This is a genomic window from Phenylobacterium sp. (assembly GCF_031181185.1).
In the GTDB taxonomy this organism is placed as follows: Bacteria; Pseudomonadota; Alphaproteobacteria; order Caulobacterales; family Caulobacteraceae; genus Phenylobacterium.
Genome location: NZ_JAPSKZ010000082.1, coordinates 1 through 16,205 on the forward strand (window position 1 = coordinate 1; position 16,205 = coordinate 16,205).

Annotated in this window: 15 protein-coding genes, 1 tRNA gene and 1 pseudogene; 10 read left to right on the forward strand and 7 right to left on the reverse strand. The window is 70.7% G+C overall.

All coding sequences use genetic code 11. The annotated features are described in order from the left end of the window. From RIF93_RS11460 to RIF93_RS11475, 4 genes and pseudogenes are all read left to right on the forward strand, one after another. Positions 1-190: pseudogene (locus RIF93_RS11460) on the forward strand (class II aldolase); the annotation flags it as partial. A gap of 85 nt (positions 191-275) precedes the next feature. After that, positions 276-563 carry a hypothetical protein gene (locus RIF93_RS11465; RefSeq protein WP_309091430.1) on the forward strand — a complete coding sequence of 96 codons (288 nt, stop codon included), beginning with the start codon at positions 276-278 and terminating at the stop codon, positions 561-563. Positions 564-955: 392 nt separating this feature from the next. Then, on the forward strand, positions 956-2,158 hold the full coding sequence (locus RIF93_RS11470; protein ID WP_309091431.1) for an efflux RND transporter periplasmic adaptor subunit: 1,203 nt from the start codon (positions 956-958) through the stop codon (positions 2,156-2,158). Then, complete coding sequence (locus RIF93_RS11475; RefSeq protein ID WP_309091454.1) at positions 2,158-5,391, forward strand: efflux RND transporter permease subunit; 3,234 nt, start codon at positions 2,158-2,160, stop codon at positions 5,389-5,391. Before RIF93_RS11470 ends, RIF93_RS11475 begins: the two co-directional genes overlap by 1 nt. A 189-nt stretch (positions 5,392-5,580) precedes the next feature. Here the strand turns inward: RIF93_RS11475 and RIF93_RS11480 are convergent, their stop codons facing one another. Beyond that, positions 5,581-6,078, reverse strand: coding sequence for a cytochrome c family protein (locus tag RIF93_RS11480; protein ID WP_309091433.1), 498 nt, complete (start codon positions 6,076-6,078; stop codon positions 5,581-5,583). A gap of 50 nt (positions 6,079-6,128) precedes the next feature. Next, the gene (locus tag RIF93_RS11485; RefSeq protein WP_309091434.1) at positions 6,129-6,584 is read right to left on the reverse strand and encodes a YaiI/YqxD family protein; all 456 of its coding nucleotides are present in this window, start codon (positions 6,582-6,584) and stop codon (positions 6,129-6,131) included. Between the two features lie 77 nt (positions 6,585-6,661). Here RIF93_RS11485 and RIF93_RS11490 point away from each other — a divergent pair, with 77 nt between their 5' ends. From RIF93_RS11490 to RIF93_RS11500, 3 genes are all read left to right on the forward strand, one after another. Then, entirely contained in the window at positions 6,662-6,961 is a 300-nt protein-coding gene (locus tag RIF93_RS11490) for a hypothetical protein (protein ID WP_309091436.1), read from the forward strand. Between the two features lie 50 nt (positions 6,962-7,011). Further along, positions 7,012-7,087, forward strand: a tRNA-Thr gene (locus tag RIF93_RS11495). A gap of 59 nt (positions 7,088-7,146) precedes the next feature. Continuing rightward, a complete protein-coding gene (locus tag RIF93_RS11500) occupies positions 7,147-8,550 on the forward strand; it encodes an amidase (RefSeq protein WP_309091438.1) in 1,404 nt (467 codons plus the stop codon). On the opposite strand, the gene RIF93_RS11505 is transcribed toward RIF93_RS11500, so the two are convergent. The 5 genes from RIF93_RS11505 to RIF93_RS11525 are packed head-to-tail and all read right to left on the reverse strand — an operon-like array spanning position 8,547 to position 13,242. After that, positions 8,547-9,326, reverse strand: coding sequence for an ABC transporter permease (locus RIF93_RS11505; RefSeq protein WP_309091440.1), 780 nt, complete (start codon positions 9,324-9,326; stop codon positions 8,547-8,549). The two genes, RIF93_RS11500 and RIF93_RS11505, sit on opposite strands and share 4 nt — an antisense overlap. Further along, entirely contained in the window at positions 9,323-10,201 is an 879-nt protein-coding gene (locus RIF93_RS11510) for an ABC transporter permease subunit (protein ID WP_309091441.1), read from the reverse strand. The genes RIF93_RS11505 and RIF93_RS11510 overlap by 4 nt, the downstream gene beginning before the upstream one ends. Next, positions 10,198-11,175 (reverse strand): ABC transporter ATP-binding protein, encoded by a 978-nt coding sequence (locus tag RIF93_RS11515; RefSeq protein WP_309091443.1) that lies wholly within the window; start codon positions 11,173-11,175, stop codon positions 10,198-10,200. Before RIF93_RS11515 ends, RIF93_RS11510 begins: the two co-directional genes overlap by 4 nt. Further along, a complete protein-coding gene (locus RIF93_RS11520) occupies positions 11,172-12,290 on the reverse strand; it encodes a polyamine ABC transporter substrate-binding protein (protein ID WP_309091445.1) in 1,119 nt (372 codons plus the stop codon). Before RIF93_RS11520 ends, RIF93_RS11515 begins: the two co-directional genes overlap by 4 nt. Before the next feature lie 49 nt (positions 12,291-12,339). Further along, positions 12,340-13,242: a LysR family transcriptional regulator gene (locus RIF93_RS11525; protein ID WP_309091447.1), complete on the reverse strand. Its 903-nt coding sequence runs from the start codon at positions 13,240-13,242 to the stop codon at positions 12,340-12,342. A gap of 94 nt (positions 13,243-13,336) precedes the next feature. Between RIF93_RS11525 and RIF93_RS11530 the strand changes: the two genes are divergently transcribed. The 3 genes from RIF93_RS11530 to RIF93_RS11540 are packed head-to-tail and all read left to right on the forward strand — an operon-like array spanning position 13,337 to position 15,977. Further along, on the forward strand, positions 13,337-14,512 hold the full coding sequence (locus RIF93_RS11530) for an MFS transporter (RefSeq protein ID WP_309091449.1): 1,176 nt from the start codon (positions 13,337-13,339) through the stop codon (positions 14,510-14,512). Between the two features lie 19 nt (positions 14,513-14,531). Then, the gene (locus RIF93_RS11535) at positions 14,532-15,566 is read left to right on the forward strand and encodes an aldo/keto reductase (RefSeq protein WP_309091451.1); all 1,035 of its coding nucleotides are present in this window, start codon (positions 14,532-14,534) and stop codon (positions 15,564-15,566) included. 57 nt (positions 15,567-15,623) lie between these two features. Next, positions 15,624-15,977, forward strand: a complete 354-nt coding sequence (locus tag RIF93_RS11540) for a DMT family protein (RefSeq protein ID WP_309091452.1) — start codon at positions 15,624-15,626, stop codon at positions 15,975-15,977. Positions 15,978-16,205 lie beyond the last annotated feature (228 nt).

Below are 16,205 nucleotides of genomic sequence, written 5' to 3' on the forward strand. Positions count from 1 at the left end.
GTTCTTCCTCGAACGCGCCTGCAAGCAGCAGGTGATGGCGCTGTCGGCCGGGCGCGAGAACGTGCTGATGGCCCCGGAGGCCGCACGCGAGGAGGTGAAGATGCAGACCTCCCGCGGCATTGGCGGCAGCCTCGCCTGGCCCGGCTGCCTGCGCCGCCTCGACCGCGAACTCCCCGGCTACGACGCCTGAGGCTTACGCCCGCGACGCCCGGCAGGACGCCGAAGCCGGCAAAACGCCCGAGGCCCGCGCCCAGCAGGCGCTGGTCTTCCAGCGGGTGTCCGGTTCCTTCCGCCAGACGCTCGCCCTCGAAGCCAAGCTCGTCCGCGACGCCGAACGGGCCGAGCGTGAGGACGCCGTCGCCGAGGCGAAACGCGACCGCGAACAGGTCCGCTTCCGCAAGGACCGCTTGAAGACCGCCGTCGAGGCCCTGGTCTGGCGGGAGACCGACGACATCGCCGACCAGGTCGGCCGCGTGCTGACGCGCCTGGGCATCGAGATCGCTCCCGACGAAACCGTCCGCAGGAGCCCGGCGCCAACCCCCGCCATCCACGACAGCGCCTGATCGGTCCTTCTCCCCTTGCGGGAGAAGGTGGCCTGCGCAGCAGGCCGGATGAGGGGGGTCTCTCAGAACCCCGCCACAGACACGACGAAGGGCCGTCCGACGCCTTCCACCCTCCCTCGCTTCGCAGGGAGGTCGCGGACGCATGCACCCCCTGCCGATCTGCGAGCGGCTCACCGCCAGCGCCGCCTTCGCGCCCGCGCTGCCGAGCGGGGGAGTAGCGCACGCGCGTCCGCCTTGGCCGCGGATTATGACGTGATTTTAATGGCGTAAGTTTCAGCTACGAAACGCGAAGCCATCCTGCTGTCACTGGATCGCGTGTAAGAGGCGCTCTAATAGCGCTACCTCCCCGTTCTATGTTCGCCCGTCGCGCCGGGCGATGGAGTATCCAGATCTTGATCCGACGCCATTTCTTCCTCGTTGCGGCAGTCGTCGTGCTGGCGGTTATGGTCGTCGTGGGCGGCATGAAGGTCTTCGCCCTGAAGGCGGGCGGCGGCGAGGGCGGTCCTCCCGGCGCTGCGGGCGCTCCGGCGGGCAAGGCCGGCGGGCCCGGCGGGGCGGGCGGTCCCGGCCGGCGGGGCGGCGCTTTCGGCGGTCCGACCCAGGTCTCCGTCGCCACGGTCCAGCCGCGGGTCTTCGCCGACACCATCGAGGTGCTGGGCGTGGCCAAGGGCCGCCAGTCGGTGACGCTCACCGCGGCCGCCACCCAGCTCGTCGAACGGGTGCGCTTCACCGACGGTCAGCAGGTGTCCCGCGGCGCTGTCCTGGTCGAACTCCGCGCCACGGAACAGGATGCTGGCATCGCCCAGGCGCAGGCGCGCCTGGTCCAGGCCCAGCGCAGCTATGAACGCTACCGGACGCTCGGCCAGCAGGGCTGGGCGTCCAAGGCCCAGGTCGACGAGATGGAGGCCGCCTACCGGACGGCCCAGGCCGACGTCGCCGCCGCGCGCGCTCGCGAGGCGGACCGGGTGATCCGCGCGCCGTTCGCCGGCGTCGTGGGCCTGTCCGACGTGGCCCCCGGCGCTCTCGTGAACCCCGGCGCGCCGATCGTCACCCTCGACGACATCTCGGCCATCCGAGTCGACTTCCAGGTGCCGGAGCGTTACCTCGCCCAGCTGCGCGAGGGTCAGGCCCTGCTCGCCACGGTCGACGCCTTCCCGGGCGAGACGATCACCGGCCGCATCGCCAAGCTCGACACCCGGATCGACGAGCGCACCCGGGCGATCACCGCGCGCGCCGAGTTTCCCAATCCCGGCCGCCGGCTGAAGCCGGGCATGCTGGTTCGCGTCGGCATCTCGCGCGGCGACCGCCAGAGCCTGAGCGCGCCGGAGTCGGCGGTGTCCGTCCAAGGCGACAACGCCTTCGTCTACGTCATCCGCACCATGGGCGAGCGCACTGTCGCCGAGCAGCGCCCCATCCTGACCGGCGTGCGCCAGCAGGGCATGGTTGAGATCCGTGACGGCGTCCGTCCGGGCGAGCGGATCGTCGCCGACGGCCTCAACAAGATTCAGCCCGGCCAGCCGGTCCGCGTCGCAGGCGCCGGTGCGCCGCCGGCCGCAGGCCGCGGGCAGGCCCCAGCCGGAAAGAGGCCGGCATGATGCTCTCCGACATCTCCGTCCGGCGGCCGGTCTTCGCCGCGGTCGCGGCGATCATCCTCTGCGTCGTGGGCTTCGCCGCCTTCAGCGCGCTCACCGTCCGCGAACTGCCCAGCGTCGACCCGCCGGTGGTGTCGGTCGGCACCACCTACCGCGGCGCCTCCGCCGAGGTCATCGAAGAGCGGATCACCGAGGTCATCGAGCGGCAGATCGCCGGCATCGAAGGCATCGACCGGATCAATTCGGCGTCCCGTGACGGCTCCTCGCGGATCAACATCTCGTTCACGCTCGACCGGGACCTGGACGACGCCGCCAATGACGTGCGCGACGCGGTCAGCCGCGTCTCGGCCATGCTGCCGGAGCAGGCCGACCCGCCGCAGATCCAGAAGGCGAACGCCGACGCCTCGCCGATCATGTTCCTGAGCTTCACGTCGACGACGCTGAACCGGCTGCAGCTTACCGACTACGCCCAGCGCTACCTCGTCGAACGGTTCTCGACGGTGCCTGGTGTGGCCAACGTCGGCGTCGGTGGCGCCCAGAACTACTCGATGCGGGTCTGGCTCGACCCGGACGCCATGGCGGCGCGCGGCGTGACCGTCGAAGACGTTGAAAGCGCCCTCACTGCCCAGAACCTGGAACTGCCCGCCGGTTCGCTGGAGGCCCCCGCCAAGGACTTCACCATCCGCGTGGCCCGCGGCTACGCCACGCCCGAACAGTTCGCGCGCATGCCGATCGTGCCGTCGCGTACGGCGGCCAGCACCCAGGCTTCGGCCGCTCTGGGCGGCGCCGCCGCCGGCGCCGGGGCCGCGCAGGGCGCGACGCGCGACATTCAGGCCACAGCCGCGGGCCAGGCCTACATCACTCGCCTGGGCGACATCGCCCGCGTGGAGGAGGGGCCGGACGAGCACCGTCGCAGCTTCCGTTCGAACGGGCAGGAGCAGGTCGGCATCGCCATCTTCCGGCAGAGCCTCGCCAACGACCTGGAGATCTCCGACGGCGTTCGCGAGACGATCCAGGAGATCAAGAGCGGCCTGCCCAAGGGCACCGATCTGCAGGTGGCCGTCGACTACACCGAGTTCACGCGCCACGCGATCGAGGAGGTGTGGATCACCATGGGCATCGCGCTCGGCTGCGTGGCCCTGGTGAACTTCCTGTTCCTGGGCACCTGGCGGGCGGCGCTGATCCCCTCGATCGTCGCGCCGATCTGCATCCTGTCGACCTTCATCGTGATGGCCCCTCTGGGCTTCTCGATCAACCTGCTGACCCTGCTGGCCCTGGTGCTGGCCATCGGCCTCGTCGTCGATGACGCCATCGTCGTGGTCGAGAACATCCAGCGGCGCATCGACGAAGGCGAGCCGCCGATCGTCGCCGCCGAACGCGGCGCCCGGCAGGTGTTCTTCGCCGTGGTGGCGACCACCATCGTGCTGATCTCGGTCTTCGCGCCGCTGATGTTCATGCCAGGCTTCACCGGCCGGCTGTTCGTCGAACTGGCCGTCGCGGTCGCCGCCGCCGTCGCCTTCTCGGCGCTGATGGCGCTCTCGCTCTCGCCGATGCTGGCCTCGAAGCTGCTGCGCCCCGCGAAGGGCGAGGGGCGCCTGGCCCGCGTCATCGACGCGGCGATGGACCGCCTGAAGAACTCCTACCACGCGTCGCTGGACGCCATGCTGGGCAAGCGCTCGGTCAGCATCAGCGCCTCGGCGCTCGTGCTGGTGCTCGCCGGCCTCGCTGCGGTGATCTTCACCAGCCTGCCGAAGGAGCTCACACCGGAAGAGGACCGTCGCCGAGCGCAGGTGATGATCGTCGGCCCCGAAGGGGCCGGCTTCGACTACACGCGCACGGCCGCCCAGCAAGTCGAGCGGATTCTCCAGGGCTATGTCGCCGACGGCACCCTCGACCGGTACGTCATGGCCATGCCGCGCTTCGGCGGCGCCAGCAGCTTCAACAGCGCCGGTGGCAACACCATGCTCTCGGAAAAGGCCGACATCACGGCCCAGGAGTTCTCCGCCCAGCTGAACCGCCAGCTTTCGTCGATCACCTCGGTCCGGGCGATCGTCTCGGCCGAGGGCGGCCTCCAGCGGGGCGGCCCCGGCGGCGGCGGCGGCTCGAACGTGCAGCTGATCCTGACCGGCAACGACTATCCTGAGATCGCCCGGCGGATGCAGCCGATCCTGGCGGCGGCCGAGCAGAACGCCGGCCTGGCCCGGCCGCGTCTCGACTATGAGCCGACCAGCCCGCGCGTCGTCGTCGACATCGACCGTGACAAGGCCGCGGCGTTGGGCGTGTCGGCCCAGGCGGTGGGCCGCGCGCTCGAGACCATGTTCGGCAACCGACGGGTGACGACCTACATCAAGAACGGCCAGGAGGACGTCGTACTCCTGCAGACCGACCGCTCCAACCGTCAGACCGAGCAGGATCTCGCCAAGCTGTACGTCCGCGCCAGTTCCGGCGAGACCGTGCCGCTGTCGTCCCTGGTGACCACCCGCGTCCGCGGCGACACCCCCGACCGCGCCCGCGTCGACCGCCTGCGGGCGATCACGCTGACGGCGCAACTCAACCCCGGCTACTCGATGGGCGAGGCGATCGACTTCCTGCGGGCTGAGGCCGAGAAGCAGGGCGCCGGCGGCTCGGTCCGCTGGGGCGGCGGGGCGCGCGACTACCTGGAGTCGTCCAGCGCCGTCGGTGTGGCCTTCGGCCTGGCGCTGCTGCTGGTCTTCCTGGTGCTCGCGGCGCAGTTCGAGAGCTGGATCCACCCGGCCGTTATCATGCTGACGGTGCCGGTGGCGACCCTGGGCGGTCTGTTCGGCCTCTTGGTCGCCGACTCCTCGATCAACACCTACAGCCAGATCGGCCTGATCATCCTGGTCGGCATCGCCGCCAAGAACGGCATCCTCATCGTCGAATTCGCCAACCAGTTGCGCGACGAGGGGCTATCGGTGCGTGAGGCCGTAATCGAGAGCGCCTCGCTGCGCCTGCGGCCGATCATCATGACCTCGATCTCGGCGGCGGCCGGCGCCATCCCGCTGATCGTCTGGGGCGGCATGGGCGGCGAGAGCCGCAAGACCATCGGGGTGACCATCTTCTTTGGGGCGATCTTCGCCACCCTGGTCACGCTGTTCATCGTGCCGGTCTTCTACAACATGCTCGCCCGCTTCACGAAGTCGCCCATGGCCACGGCCCGGCGGATCGAGGAGTTCGAGGAGGCCGAGCGCGCCCGGGTGGCGAACGCCGCCGAATAACAAGGCGGCCTCCCGCTGCCGGGAGGCCGAAGGGGGGTCGCCCTGGCCGGCTAGGGGGAAGATCGGCCGGGCTTACCGGCCCGCGAGCGGGCCGGCCGAAGGGTGTTTGTCGACAGATGCATGTTCGACGAGCGCCACCATGCTCTGCCGGCCGATGCGCGTCAAGGTTGTCTTGATGCGCTGGCGCCACTACTGAGGCTTGTGACCCGTCTCCACCATCAGGAAGGCGATCAGGTCGGTCCGGTCCTTGGCGTCCTTCAGGCCGGCGAACGACATCTTGGTGCCGGGCAGATAGGTCATCGGCTTGGCCAGCCACTCGTCGAGGTGGCTCGCGTCCCAGACGATGCCGGAGTTCTTGAGCGCGTCCGAGTACTTGTAGTTCGCCACCTGCGCCGCCTTGCGACCGAACACGCCGTGCAGGTTCGGACCGGTCATGTTGGCGCCGCCCGGCGTGATCGTGTGGCACGACCGGCAGAGCCCGAACTTGGCCTCGCCGTTGGCCAGGTCGGCGGTGTTGTAAGGCGCAGGGTACGACGCCAGCAGCGCCTGCTTCTCGGCGTCGGACATCTCGGGCGCGGCGGGCGCGCTGGAGGCCTGCTGGCCGGTCTCGGCCGTCCCGCCCGTCTGCTGCTGACCGCAGGCGGCCAGGCTGGTGGCGACGAGGGCGGTGGCGAGGATGCGGCGCATGAAGGTCTCCCTGTGAAGGCGGCGAGAAGCTAGCGTGGCCGGCGCCAAGATCAAGGACGGCGCTTGCGGCGCTCGCGGTTCACCGCCTCGTCCAGCGCCTGCAGGAACCGCGAGCGGTCCGCTCCGGCGAACGGCTTGGGCCCGCCGGTGATCTCTCCAGTGGAGCGGATGTGCTCCATGATCGAGCGCTGGGCCAGCGCCTGGCCGATGGAGTCGGCTGTGAACGCGCGGCCGTTCGGCGCGATCGCCGCCGCGCCGGCCTTCAGCACCCGGTCGGCCAGGGGGATGTCGTTGGTGACCACGATGTCGCCGGGCTCCACCCGCTCGGCGATCCAGTCGTCGGCGACGTCGGGCCCTGCGTCGACCACCACCTGCTCGATGGCGGGCGTCTGCGGGATGCGGATCCAGCTGTTCGACACCACGAACGTCTTCAAGCCGTAGCGGGCGGCGACCTTGTAGGTCTCGTCCTTCACGGGGCAGGCGTCGGCGTCGATGAAGATGCGCATCGCCGCAGGCCTTATCGCCGGAACCGGGCGCGGCAAAGGCCGTTCGAGTGGCGGGTCAATGCGCCAGGGGTTTCGCCGTGTTCCGCAAAGCCGTCACCGCCGGCTCCGATGCGCCGCTTGCCGCGAAGCCGTCGCTCCTCGACGCCGCCGTCCTTCGCCTCCACGCACTCGCCGTCCGCCTCGACCGCGTGCCACCCGAATTCGGCGACGCCGAGCCCGTCGACGAAACCGACCCGAAGGCGCTGCGGCGCGAATGGGCGCGCCAGTACCGCATCTGGGCGGACTCCAGCCCCGAGCAGCTGTTCGCCATCAAGGTGGGGGCGCTGCTGCTAGGCGGACCGCTGCTGGTGCTGCTGATCTTCATCGCCGCGATGTAGCCTTGCGTCCGGCCGGCTCTGCGCCAATAAACCGGCCACGCCCCTGACGGGCCGGATTAGCTCAGCTGGTAGAGCAGCGGTTTTGTAAACCGAAGGTCGCGGGTTCGAGCCCTGCATCCGGCACCATCCTTGGTCCCGTCGCCTCCTTGTGCTTGGCTGCTTCCGACGAGACACGGGGAGACGCCATGCGGTTCGACGAATACCGGAGCCACGATGCGCTAGGGCTGGCCGAGCTGGTGCGGCGGCGGGAGGTCTCGGCCGCGGAGCTGCTCGAGGTCGCCGTGGCGCGCAAGGCGGAGGTGGATCCGAAGATCAACGCCGTCACCACCGATCTCTCCGACGCGGCGACGACGAGCGTTCCGGCCGACGGGCCGTTCGCGGGCGCGCCGTTCCTGCTGAAGGACCTAGGCGCGCAGCTGGCGGGCACGGTGACCTCATCGGGCTCGCGGCTGTTCGCCGACGCCGTCGCGCCGGCCGACAGCGCGATCGTGCGGCTCTACAAGGCCGCCGGGCTGAACATCTTCGGCAAGACCAATACGCCCGAGTTCGGCCTGTGGCCGGTGACGGAGCCGAAGCACCTGGGCGTCTGCCGCAATCCGTGGGACCTCTCCCGAACGCCGGGCGGCTCGTCCGGCGGCGCGGCGGCGGCGGTCGCGGCGGGGATCGCGCCCGCGGCCCACGCGAGCGACGGGGGCGGGTCGATCCGGACGCCGGCGGCCTGCTGCGGCCTGTTCGGCATGAAGCCGTCGCGGGGGCGGGTCAGCTTCGCGCCGGCGGGCGAGGGCTGGGCCGGCGCCTCGATACAGCACGCCGTCACGCGCTCGGTGCGGGACAGCGCCGCCTTGCTGGACGCCGTCTGCGCGCCGCAGCCGGGCGATCCGTACTTCCTGCCCAGGCCCGAGCGGCCGTTCCTGGAGGAGGTCGGGCGGGAGCCTGGCGCCTTGCGCATCGGCTTCACGACCGCGGCGCTGCAGTCCAACGGCCTGGATCCCGAGTGCGCCGAGGCGGTGCGCGACGCGGCCGGGCTTTGCGAAGGACTGGGCCACCACGTGGAGGAGGTGACCGTACCCGGCGACTTCCCGGCGATGCAGGCGGCGGCCGGCCTGGTGATCGCCGCCAGCGTCGCGGCCACCCTGGACGCCGAGGCGGATCGGCGGGGGCGGCCGGTGGAGCCCGGCGAGGTCGAGGGCCTGACGATGGCCACCTACCGGCGGGGCAAGGGCGTGGGCGGCGCCGATTACGTGCGCGCGCTGGCGACCCTGCATGCCTTCGGGCGGGACATGGCGAGCCTGTTCGAGACCTATGACGTGCTGCTGCTCTCCACGCTGGGCCGCCCGCCGATCCCGATCGGCTGGATCTTCGAGGAAACCCGCGAGATCACCGAGCGGCTGTTCAGCTTCATGCCCAACACCCAGCCCTTCAACAACACCGGCCAGCCGGCGATGACCGTGCCGCTGGCCTGGAGCGCCGGCGGGCTGCCGATCGGCATACAGTTCGTCGGCCGCATGGGCGACGAGGCGGGGCTTTTCCGCCTGGCGGGGCAACTGGAGCGCGCCAGGCCCTGGTTCGACAAGGTCCCCACGCTCTAGGTCCGGCGCCGCTGCTGGACGAGCCAGGCGACCACGACCGCGGCGGCGACGAGGCCGATCAGCAGGGTGGAGACGGCGTTGACCTCGGGGTTCACGCCCAGGCGCACCTGGCTGTAGAGCCGCATCGGCAGGGTGGTGGCGCCCGGCCCTGAGGCGAAGCTGGCGATCACCAGGTCGTCCAGCGAGAGCGTGAAGGCCAGCATCCAGGCGGCGGCCACGGCGGGCGCGATGTTCGGCAGGGTGACCGTCAGGAACGCCTGCCAGGGCGGGCGTCCGAGGTCCTGGGCGGCTTCCTCGAGACTGCGGTCGAAGCTGGACAGCCGGGCCTGGATGACGACCGTGGCGTAGGCGAGGGTGAGCGTCGTGTGCGCCAGGGTGACTGTCCAGAAGCCGCGCGGGATGCCGACGGCCACGAACAGCAACAGCAGCGACAGGCCCAGGATCACCTCCGGGGTGACGAGGGTGGCGTAGATCGCGCCCGCGAAGCCGGTGCGGCCGAGAAACCGGCCGGCGCGCACGAGGGCGACGGCGGCGAACGCGCCCAGGAAGGTCGCGAAGGTCGCCGAGAGTGCGCCCACCCGAAGCGTGGTCCAGATCGCCTCGAGCATCTGGCGGTCCTGAAACAGCGCCCGGTACCAGCGGAGCGAGAAGCCGCTCCAGACGGTGACCAGCCGGCCGTCGTTGAAGGAGTAGAGGACCAGGATCGCGATCGGGACGTAGAGGAACGCCAGGCCGAGCACGACGGCCGTGATGTTGAACGCCGAGGGCCGCCTCATCGCAGCACCTTCGACGGCTGGCGCTCGAACAGCAGGATCGGGACGAGCAGGGTGGCGATGAGGACGATGGCGACGGCCGAGGCCGCGGGCCAGTCGCGGTTGGCGAAGAACTCGGTCCAGATCACCCGGCCCAGCATGAGGGTCTCGGAGCCGCCCAGCAGGTCGGGGACGACGAACTCGCCGGCCATCGGGATGAAGCAGAGGAGCGCGCCGGCCGCCACGCCGGGGAGGGAGAGCGGGAAGGTGATCGTCCAGAAGGCGCTGACCGGGGACGCTCCCAGGTCCTGGGCGGCTTCCACGAGGCGGACGTCCTGTCGCTCCAGAACGGCGTACAGCGGCAGCACCATGAAGGGCAGGTAGGCGTAGACCAGGCCCAGGATCACGGCGGCCTCGGTGTTGAGGATGTTCACCGCCGGCAGGCCCAAGGCCCCCAGCGCGGCGTTCAGCAGGCCCGCGGGCTTGAGGATGGCGATCCAGGCGTAGATGCGGATCAGGAAGCTGGTCCAGAACGGCAGGATCACGGCCATCACGAGCGCGCTGCGCAGGCGCGGCGGGCAGCGGGCGATGCCGTAGGCCATGGGATAGCCGACGAGCAGCAGCAGCGCGGTGGCTGTCGCCGCGATCCGCAGGCTGGAGACGTAGGCGTCGAGATAGAGCCGGTCCGCCGCGAGGCGGCCGTAGGTCTCGAAGTCCAGGCCCGCGAAGAACCGGCGCAGACCGTGCGGGCTCCAGTCCAGCTGGGGCGCATAGGGCGGCATGGCGAGCGCCGTGTCGGACAGCGAGAGCTTGGCGACCAGCAGGAACGGCAAGGCGAAGAACACCGCCAGCCAAAGGCCGGGCAGGATGGCCGCGAGCCTGGAGCGGTCGCGCCTCATCGGGGCAGGGCCACGGCCGCGTCCGCAGGCCAGCTCAGGCGGACAGCGGCGCCGGACGGCAGCGGCGGCTGGCCGAGGTTGACGCGGCTGGCCCGGATGCGGCCCTGGGGCGTTTCGACCACGTAGCGGGTGCGGTCGCCGAAGTAGGACGCTTCGGAGATGCGGCCCTCGAGGGCGCCCACGGGCGCAGCCTCCGTGTGGATCTCCACCTTCTCGGGCCGTACGGCGATCCAGCCGTCGCCGGCGGGCAGGACGTTCACCTCACCGATGAACTCCGCCACGGCGCGGGTGGCGGGGCGCTCGTAGACCTCGGCCGGCGAACCCACCTGGACCACCTCGCCGGCCTGCATGACCGCCAGGCGGTCGGCCATGGCGAGGGCCTCGTCCTGGTCGTGGGTGACCACCAGGAAGGTCAGGCCGAGCCGGCGCTGCAGCGCAACGAGCTCGGCTTGCGTCTCCTCGCGCAGCTTGCGGTCGAGCGCCGCCAGCGGCTCGTCCAGGAGCAGGATGCGCGGACGCGGCGCCAGCGCGCGGGCAAGCGCCACCCGCTGCTGCTGGCCGCCCGACAGCTGGTGGGGCTTGCGGCCGCCGAGGCCGTCGAGCTTCACCAGGGCCAGCATCTCGTCGACGCGGGCCGCCGCTTCGGCCTTAGGCAGGCCCTTCAGTCCGAAGGCCACGTTCTTCGCGACCGTCAGGTGGGGGAAGAGCGCATAGCTTTGGAACATCATGTGGACCGGCCGCCGGTGCGGCGGCAGGGCGGCGACGTCGGTGCCGTCCAGCAGGATGCGCCCGGCGTCCGGCGCCTCGAACCCGGCCAGCAGCCGCATCAGGGTGGTCTTGCCGCAGCCGGACGGGCCCAAGAGGGCGAAGAACTCGCCCTCCCGGATGTCGAGGGTCACGCCGGCGACGGCGGCATGGTCGCCGAACCGCTTGGTGACGCCCTCGAAGCGGACGATGGCGCCGGGTCCGCTCACCGGCCGGTCAGCACCCGCGTCCACTGGCGGTTCAGCTCGCGCAGCAGGGCCTGGTCCTTGGTTGTGGTGACGAACAGCCGTCGGGCGAGCTCCGGCGTCGGATAGACGTTCGGGTCGTTGCGGACCTCGGGGTCCACCAGCGGCGTCGCCGCCGCATTGGCGTTGGCGTACTGGGTGTAGTCGGACGCCTTGGCGATGACCTCGGGCCTGAGCATGAAGGCCAGGAAGCGGTGGGCCGCCTCGGGGTTCGGCGCGTCCTTCGGGATGGTGAAGACGTCGAACCAGATCTGGCTGCCCTCCTTCGGCACGACGTAGGCCAGCTTTACGCCGTTCTTCGCTTCCTCGGCGCGCGCCTTGGCCTGGAGCACGTCGCCCGAGTAGCCGACCACCATGCAGGCGTCGCCGTTCGCCAGGGCCTCGATGTACTCGGACGAGTGGAACTTGCGCACGTAGGGGCGCGCCTGGAGCAGCAGGTCGGTGGCCTGGGCGGAGTCGGCGGGGACTTTCGAATTTGGGTCCTTGCCGAGGTAGTTCAGGGCCACGGCGTACATGTCCTCCGAGGCGTCCAGGAAATAGACGCCGCAGTCCTGGAGCTTCGCCAGGTTGGCGGGATCGAACACCACGGCCCAGCTGTCGATGGCGACGCCGGGCAGGCGCTTGGCGACCACTTCGGTGTTGTAGCCGATGCCGATCGTGCCCTGCATGTATGGCACCGCGTAGGCGCCACCCGGATCGAAGGCGGCGAGCTTGCCCATCAGGTCGGGCGAGAGGTTGGCGAGGCCCGGGAGCTTCGCCTTGTCCAGCGGCTGGATCGCGCCGGCGGCGATGTAGCGGGGCAGGTTGTGGTTGGACGGGACCACCAAGTCGTAGCCCGTGCCGCCCTGCAGCACCTTGGTCTCAAGCACCTCGTTGGAATCGAAGGTGTCGTAGGTGACCCGGATGCCGGTCTCCTTGGTGAACTGCTCGAGGAGCGCGGGGTCGATGTAGTCCGACCAGTTGTAGATGCGCAGTTCCTGAGCGTCTTGGCCACCGCCGCAGGCGGCCAGCAGCAGGGCCAACCCCAGGGCCAGGACCTTGCCGATCGCCTTCATGCGCACCCCCCGTTTCGCCGCCACGGAAGAAGCCTGTTCGGCGGCTTGAGCGCAAGAGGCGCGAGCCGACGCCCTAGAGACGGACCTCGGCCGCCAGGTAGTCGATGAAGGCGCGGACGCGGGCGGGCAGATGGCTACGGCCGCCCACGTAGACCGCGTGGATGGCTTCGGTGTCGCCGGGGTTCAGGTCCTCGAGCACCGGGACCAGCCGCCCGGCGGCGATGTCGGGACCGATGTGGAAGAGCGCGAGGCGGGCGAGGCCCACGCCTTCCAGGGCCAGCCTGCGCGACGTCTCGCCGTCGCCGGCCTTGGCGTTGCCGCAGGCGGGCAGCCAGACCTCGCCGCGCGGCGTGCGGAAGGGCCATTCCTCGAAGGTCCTGGCGAAGTTGAAGCCAATGCGGTTGTGGCGCTCCAGCTCCTCGAGCGTGCGGGGCGTGCCGGCGCGCGCTAGGTAGCTGGGCGCCGCGACCACCGCCATTCGGCTTTCGCCCAGCTTGCGGGCGGTCAGACTGGGGTTCTGCAGCGGGCCGACCCGGATCGCGACGTCGGCGCGGGCGTCCAGCAGGTCGACGACCTGGTCGTTGAGAACGACGTCGAGCACGACCTCGGGATGACGCTCGAGGAAGTTCGGGACAAGCGGCAGGAGGTGGTGCAGCCCGAACGGGACGTTGGCATTCACCGTCACCCGCCCACGCGGCGCGGCGCCGGCGGCGACGGACCGTTCGGCGTCTTCCAGTTCAGACAGGATCCGCAAGGCGCGCTCGTGGAAGGCCGCGCCCTCGGCGGTCAGTTGAAGCCTGCGCGTCGAGCGGTGGATGAGGCGTGCGCCGAGGCGCGCCTCCAGGCGGGCGACGAGCTTGCTGACCGCAGACGGCGTCATGCGCAGATGCCGCGCGGCGGCGGAGAACCCGCCATATTCGACGGCGCGGACGAACACTTCCATCTCGCCGAAACGGTTCGCGTCAGCCCGCGCCATCTTGGACTTCCAGTCACAAATGCTGTTCCGGTCGGCATCCTAATTCGGAGCTAGGACAGGCGCCATCTCCACAGCCTCGCTGTTGGAGTTCGCAATGCCACTCGCCTTGCTCGCCTTGACCGTCGGCGCCTTCGGGATCGGCGTGACGGAGTTCGTGATCATGGGCCTGCTGCTGCAGGTCTCCGCCGACCTGGGTGTGACGGTCCCGCAAGCGGGCCTCCTGATCTCAGGCTATGCGCTGGGCGTCTTCGCCGGCGCGCCGGTTCTGACCATCGCCACCCGCCGGCTGCCGCGGAAAGCCGCGCTGCTGGTGCTTATGGCCATCTTCACCCTCGGCAACCTCGCCTGCGCGATGGCGCCGACCTACGGAGCCCTGATGGCGGCGCGCGTGGTGACGGCGCTGGCCCACGGCACCTTCTTCGGCGTGGGCTCGGTGCTAGCCGCCAGCCTGGTGGCGCCGGAGCGGCGCGCCTCGGCCATCGCCATCATGTTCACCGGCCTGACCGTCGCCACGCTGGCGGGCGTGCCGTTCGGCGCCTGGATTGGCCTGGAGTTCGGCTGGCGGGCGACGTTCTTCAGCGTCGCGGCCATTGGCGCCGTCGCCCTGGTGGTGCTGGCGGTCGCCGTGCCGCGGCAGCGCGAGCGGGAAGCGCTGGCGCCCCTGAAGGAAGAACTGGCGGTGCTCGCCCGGCCGCAGGTGCTGCTGGCGCTGCTGACCACCGTGCTGGGTTTCGGCAGCGTCTTTGCGGTGTTCAGCTACATCCAGCCGATCCTGGTGGAGCTGGCCGGGTTCTCGAAGGCGGCGGTCTCGCCGATCCTGCTGGTGTTCGGCGCGGGCCTGGTCGTCGGCAACCTGGCGGGCGGGCGGCTCGCCGACCGCTGGCCGCGGGCCTCCCTGGTGAGCACGCTGGCGGTGCTGATGGCCGTGCTCGCGCTGATGACCTTCGCGGTGCACGACAAGATCGCCGCCGTCGCCTTCACCGGCCTCCTGGGCGCCGCCGCCTTCGCGACCGTGGCGCCGCTGCAGCTGCGGGTGCTGGAGCAGGCGGGCGGCGCGGGGCAGGCGCTGGCCTCCAGCCTCAACATCGCCGCCTTCAATCTCGGCAACGCCATCGGCGCCTGGCTGGGCGGGGTGGTCATCGATCACGGCCCGGGCCTCGCGGCCGTGCCGCTGGCCGGCGCCCTCGTCAATGTCGCGGGCCTCCTGGTGGCGACCGCCATGCTGCTGGCCGCCCGTCGCGCCCCTTCGCTTTCACAGGCTTCGGCCTGATCTCAGGAGCATCGAACCCATGGAATACCGTTCGCTCGGCCGCTCGGGGCTGAAGGTCCCGGCGCTCACCTTCGGCGCGGGCACGTTCGGCGGCAAAGGCCCGCTGTTCAGCGCCTGGGGGCAGACAGACGCCGCCGAGGCGCGGCGGCTGGTGGACATCTGCCTGGAGGCGGGCGTGACCATGTTCGACACCGCCGACGTCTATTCCGACGGCCAGTCGGAGGAGGTGCTGGGCGCCGCGATCCGTGGCCGGCGCGACCAGCTGCTGATCTCGACCAAGACCGGCCTGCCGACGGGCGAGGGACCGCACGACGCCGGGGCCTCGCGCCACCGCCTGACCACGGCCGTCGAGGCGCAACTTCGCCGGCTGGGAACCGACCATATCGACCTGTTGCAGATCCACGCCTTCGACGCCGCGACGCCGATCGAAGAGACGGCCGCGGCGCTGGACGACCTCGTGCGGGCGGGCAAGGTCCGCTACCTGGGCGCGTCGAGCTACGCGGGCTGGCAGCTGATGAAGTGGGCCGCCGTGGCCGACCGGCGCAGCTGGACGCGGCCCGTCGCCCACCAGGTCTACTATTCGCTGGTCGGGCGCGACTACGAGTGGGAGCTGATGCCGCTGGCCCTGGAGGAGGGTGTGGGCGCGGTCGTCTGGAGCCCGCTGGGCTGGGGCCGCCTGACCGGCAAGATCCGGCGTGGCCAGCCGATCCCGGAAGATTCGCGCCTGCACGAGACGGCCCAGTGGGGTCCGCCGGTGGACGACGAGAAGCTGTACGAGGTGGTCGACGTGCTGGACGCGCTCGCCGCCGAGACGGGGCGCAGCGTGCCGCAGGTGGCGCTGAACTGGCTGCTGCGGCGCCCCAGCGTCGCCACCGTGGTCATCGGCGCGCGCAACGAGGCTCAGGTGCGCGACAACCTCGGGGCCGTCGGCTGGAGCCTGACGGACGAACAGGTCGGCCGCCTGGACACCGCCAGCGCGACGACCCCGCCGTTCCCGTACTACCCCTACTGGCGCGAGGGCGACTTCCGCCGGCTGAACCCGCCCGCCGTATGATCTGGCGCGCGGCCGGGGCGGCGGCTACAGCGGCTGGTTAGCTGCTGGGAGCCGCCGATGCCCGCGATCTGGACCGCCGTCCTGCCCGTCTTGCTGCTGGTCGCCTCGAACGTCTTCATGACCTTCGCCTGGTACGGCCACCTGAAGGTCGAGCACCGGCCGCTGTGGATCATCGTCCTGGTCAGCTGGGGCATCGCCTTCTTCGAATACTGGCTGGCGGTGCCGGCCAACCGGATCGGCCGGCTGACGTACGAGCCGGCCGAGCTGAAGGCCATGCAGGAGGTGATCACCCTGGCGGTCTTCGCCGTCTTCTCGGTCGCCTACCTTGGCGAGAAGATCACTGTGAACCACGCCGTGGGCTTCGTGCTGATCGCCGCCGGCGCGTTCTTCGTCTTCAAGGGGCCGCTTTAGCGCCGAACGACGTCCTTCCCGTCGCGGGAGAAGGTGTCGGGCGGAGCCCGACGGATGAGGGGGCGACCGGAGAATGCGTACCGGCCACCCACTCTTGGGACGAGCCGATCGCCTCCTGTGGAGTCGTTCGGTTCGGGCGTTCAGATGGGTGGCGTTGGCGCGACCCCTCATCCGGCCTGCTCCGCAGGCCACCATCTCCCGCAAGGGGAGAAGGGGCGCGCACTGAAG

Coding starts and splice junctions, on each gene's coding strand:
- RIF93_RS11475 (WP_309091454.1), top strand. CDS start 2,158: ATGCTCTCCGACATCTCCGTCCGGCGGCCGGTCTTCGCCGCGGTCGCG.
- RIF93_RS11480 (WP_309091433.1), bottom strand. CDS start 6,078: ATGCGCCGCATCCTCGCCACCGCCCTCGTCGCCACCAGCCTGGCCGCC.
- RIF93_RS11485 (WP_309091434.1), bottom strand. CDS start 6,584: ATGCGCATCTTCATCGACGCCGACGCCTGCCCCGTGAAGGACGAGACC.
- RIF93_RS11500 (WP_309091438.1), top strand. CDS start 7,147: ATGCGGTTCGACGAATACCGGAGCCACGATGCGCTAGGGCTGGCCGAG.
- RIF93_RS11505 (WP_309091440.1), bottom strand. CDS start 9,326: ATGAGGCGGCCCTCGGCGTTCAACATCACGGCCGTCGTGCTCGGCCTG.
- RIF93_RS11510 (WP_309091441.1), bottom strand. CDS start 10,201: ATGAGGCGCGACCGCTCCAGGCTCGCGGCCATCCTGCCCGGCCTTTGG.
- RIF93_RS11525 (WP_309091447.1), bottom strand. CDS start 13,242: ATGGCGCGGGCTGACGCGAACCGTTTCGGCGAGATGGAAGTGTTCGTC.
- RIF93_RS11530 (WP_309091449.1), top strand. CDS start 13,337: ATGCCACTCGCCTTGCTCGCCTTGACCGTCGGCGCCTTCGGGATCGGC.
- RIF93_RS11535 (WP_309091451.1), top strand. CDS start 14,532: ATGGAATACCGTTCGCTCGGCCGCTCGGGGCTGAAGGTCCCGGCGCTC.
- RIF93_RS11540 (WP_309091452.1), top strand. CDS start 15,624: ATGCCCGCGATCTGGACCGCCGTCCTGCCCGTCTTGCTGCTGGTCGCC.